The following is a 4050-nucleotide window of genomic DNA, read 5'->3' as shown; positions in this document are numbered from 1 at the left end:
TTGATTTCTCAGGATATTCAGATATGGCTATTGGGCTTGGTAAAATACTTGGATTTGAGTTTTTAGAAAACTTTAACTATCCTTACATCTCTAAATCTATTACTGAATTTTGGAGAAGATGGCATATGTCCTTGGGAATCTGGTTTAGAGATTATGTTTATATACCACTTGGAGGAAATAGATGTTCTAAAGGTAGATGGTTCTTTAATATTTTCGTAGTGTGGTTTTTAACTGGCTTATGGCATGGTGCTAGCTACAACTTTATATTATGGGGACTGTACTTTGGAGTTATTTTAGTATTAGAGAAATTATTCCTTCTAGATTTCCTAAAGAAAATACCCGATTTTACAAAACATATTTATGTTATGTTTTTAATATTAATAAGTTTTGTGATATTCGATATTATTTCTCTACCAGATATGGGTGCTTACTTTAAGGCTATGTTTGGCTTTAATAGTGTATTTATTGATAAAAGTTTCTACTATTACTTATTACCTAATTTATCACTTTTAGTTTTATCAATAGTTGCATCTACACCAATTATAAAAAATATTTTAGATAAAAATAAATATATAAGATTTGTAGCTTTATGCTTTGGGTTAGTTATTTCTACAGCATTCTTAGTTGATGCTACCTTTAATCCATTCTTATATTTTAGATTTTAGCAGGTGATTTTATGAATAATATATTAAAATTTCTAACGATGGCTTTATTTTTTGGTTTTATTTTTATTGTTCCTATTACAACTTTATCTACACCAGATAAAAAAATAAATGAGATTGAAAATAAAATACTAACACAACTTCCCAGACTTTCATGGGATAACATAACTAGCAAAAAATTTATGACCGAGTTTGACAAGTACACAGCAGATCAATTTCCACTTAGATCTGAGTTTTTAGAAATTAAAAATTCCTATAGCTATTTCTTAGGACAAAGAGAATTTAGAGATATTTATATAAATAACGATGATCGTCTTATGGAGAAGTTTACCTTTAATAAGTCTATTATAGACAAAAATATTTCTCAGGTAATAAATCTTACAAAAAATTTAGACAGCATCTACAATATAAATTCTACATTAATGGTAATTCCCACTTCTATAGCTTTTTATGGTGAAAGTATACCTTATTGGGCTATAAATGATGACCAAAAACCAGTTGTTGACTATATAAGCTCAGAAACTAAAGAGCTTGATTTTTTAAATTTTTACAGTCCTTATGATGTACTTAAGGAGAATAAGGATAAGTATATTTACTTTAATACAGACCACCACTGGACACAATTAGGTGCAAAACTGGCTTATGAAGATATGTTTAATACTACTGTTGAGGGTAATCCTACAAAAGTAAGTGACGATTTTTACGGTACTTATTATTCAAAAGCATTATTGCCTAATCTTAAAAGTGATACAATTGTCGCTTATGAAGATTACAACAATTTTAAAATTGAAATGGATTTTGACAAAAACTACGATACCCTTTACGACAAGGACAAGCTACAAGGTAAGAATAAATATCAGTATTTTTTACATGGGGACCCTGCCTTTGCAGTTATCGAAGGTAACCCTAGTGCAAAAGATGAGGTAATAATTTTCAAAGATTCTTATGCTCATAGTTTCATACCTTTCTTAACCAAGGATTTTAAAAAAATTCACGTAGTAGACCCGAGATACTACAACATAGATTTAAAAGATTATTTGTCTAAAAATAAAGATATTGCCCAAGCTATATTCATGAGTAATATCCAAACTATTAATACATCTGATTTTTATAATATCTCCCCCACCATATAGAAAAAGTCAAATTGTATATAATACCTAGCCAATATATAGGCATATTTATTTTATACCAAAATCAATGCTATAACCTATCTGTTATAGCATTGAAACTGATTATATTTAATAATTATAATAACCTAATATTTTGATATATCTTTTTTCCCCTTCTTTTAAACTAAGCGGATAATCTAATAAATCATAGGTATGCTGGCATTCTAAATAATCGATTAAATATTCTCCTTCTAAAATAACTTTACTAATAATCATTGAATGATAAGCCCTACCCTCATATACAAGTTGAGCTATATCTCCTATTTCTAATTCATTATAATCTGCATTTCTAGCATATATACCAAAATTTTCACTATTTTTATTATTATTTCCTACTATATATTTATAAAAAGGCTCTGCAGCTGTCCAAGTAGGAGTTCTTAATTTATCATTATACCAATACCATTTTTTCAATACATTTTCCCCTATATTGTCCATTGGTATTCGTCCTGCAATCAGACATTGTGATATAAAGTTTGTACAGTCTCCTCCCCAATCTTCATAATCCATATATTTAGGATTTCTACTTAAAGCCCATTTTTGAGCATAATCTACTGCTGCCTGTCTGTCATATGCTTTTAGTTTTTTCATATTTTTACTCTTTTCATAGCATATTTACTTAAATAATCTATACAGTACTTAAATGGAATTTTAAATGCTACTACTTCTGATACACTTTGGTCTAATTCATAACTAGAAAAATAAATTGCAATCCCATCATATTCTATATAAAAATTTTGATCATAACAAATAATTAAATTGTCTAGATAATCTCTTATTTCCTCTTCACCAATTTCATCTGTTACACACTCCATAGTTTCTAGTTCTTTTTTTATACTTGAATTTAAAAGAGTTTCATAATCTATTCCTTGTTTAAATATATCTCTCAGTTTAATTTGTTTTCCTGATTCTAAGTCGTAATTGTAGGAATTTGAATAAGTTATGTTTTGAAGTCCTGCTAATTGTGAAAATTCTATTGTTAGGCTTATAAGATTATTCTTATTAAAACTGACTTGATACTCTGTATTTATATAGGATAAATAGTTTCTCCTTGAAATTAAACTTTCTAACTCCTGCTCTACTACATCTTTAAAAGAAATTATATCCTGATATATTACTTCATTTATATAGTTTATTATTTTTTGGTCATGTTCATCACTTTCTATAAATGGATAATTTAAGTTGTATATAACCAGTTGATTTTTCTCTTCTATATTTAATGTCTTTATTGATAACATAAGTACCCTCCTATTTAAAATAGTTTATATTATTTAATATGAATAGGAATCAAATTTGGTTATATATTATTTATATAGTTACTTTGTATTTTTTTGTAACATATATAGTATTGAATATATCCTCATGCTAGAATATAATAAGTTGTATGTTATTGAAAAAATTGTGAAAGAAGGGATTATTTTGGCGAGACGTAAACAAAAAAAGGAAAATTCTAGCTTAAAAAAGTTAGTAATATTTTTATCAATTTTAGTTATTGCTTTTCCTGCTTCAGTCTTTGGTTATTTGTATTATAAATTAAATGGTATCCATGATAATAATGCAGATGAAAGTATTTTAAGTAATACAAATTTCAAAAATGAAAATGGAATCACTAATATTCTACTAGCTGGTACAGATGGTAGACCTGGGGAGGAAGCATCAAGATCTGATGCAATGCTAATACTTACTGTAGACGGAAAAAACAAAAGTCTAAAGTTAACCTCATTTGCTCGTGATACTTATGTTGATATTCCTGGTCATGGTAAGCAAAAACTTACTCATGCCTATGTATATGGAGGAATAAATCTATTAACAGAGACTATAGAAAATAACTTTGAGATAGATATTCAAAACTATGCTGTAGTTGATTTCTACTCTTTTATGGATATTGTTGATGCTTTAGGGGGCGTTGAAGTAGATGTTAAAAGTAGTGAAATTAAAGAATTAAACAAGTTTATACCAGAAACTTATAAGTGGAACAACAATACTAGTAAGAATTCTATAGAGTATATTAATAGTGATGGCGTTCAAAAACTAAACGGATATCAAACTTTAGCATATTCACGTATAAGAAAAAATGACTCTGCTTTAGAGAGAGATAGAAGACAAAGAAATGTTATACAAGGCTTAATTGATGGAGTTAAGGGTTTACCTGTTACTAAATACCCTAACTTAATAAACACAATATTACCTTATGTTAAGACTAATATGAGACCTGCTGG

General features: G+C 27.8%; 5 protein-coding genes. 3 read left to right on the top strand and 2 right to left on the bottom strand.

Going from position 1 to position 4050, the window contains the following annotated elements; translation table 11 throughout:
* On the top strand, positions 1 to 665 hold a 665-nt coding region (locus ACRC03_RS07855; protein WP_438652013.1), incomplete at its 5' end, for an MBOAT family O-acyltransferase.
* Between the two features lie 11 nt (positions 666 to 676).
* Positions 677 to 1795 carry a DHHW family protein gene (locus tag ACRC03_RS07850; protein ID WP_438652012.1) on the top strand — a complete coding sequence of 373 codons (1119 nt, stop codon included), beginning with the start codon at positions 677 to 679 and terminating at the stop codon, positions 1793 to 1795.
* A 105-nt stretch (positions 1796 to 1900) separates the two neighbouring features.
* On the opposite strand, the gene ACRC03_RS07845 is transcribed toward ACRC03_RS07850, so the two are convergent.
* Positions 1901 to 2422, bottom strand: coding sequence for an amidase domain-containing protein (locus tag ACRC03_RS07845; RefSeq protein ID WP_438652011.1), 522 nt, complete (start codon positions 2420 to 2422; stop codon positions 1901 to 1903).
* Entirely contained in the window at positions 2419 to 3069 is a 651-nt protein-coding gene (locus tag ACRC03_RS07840; protein ID WP_438652010.1) for a DUF3298 domain-containing protein, read from the bottom strand. The genes ACRC03_RS07845 and ACRC03_RS07840 overlap by 4 nt, the downstream gene beginning before the upstream one ends.
* A 181-nt stretch (positions 3070 to 3250) precedes the next feature.
* On the opposite strand from ACRC03_RS07840, the gene ACRC03_RS07835 reads away from it, so the two are divergent.
* A partial coding sequence (locus tag ACRC03_RS07835; protein WP_438652009.1) for an LCP family protein occupies positions 3251 to 4050 on the top strand: 800 nt, incomplete at its 3' end.

The organism is Romboutsia sp., assembly GCF_051659545.1.
Classification (GTDB): Bacteria; Bacillota; Clostridia; order Peptostreptococcales; family Peptostreptococcaceae; genus JBOFOR01.
The sequence above is the reverse complement of the archived record's forward strand: the minus strand, read 5'-3'. Positions and strand labels throughout refer to the sequence as shown.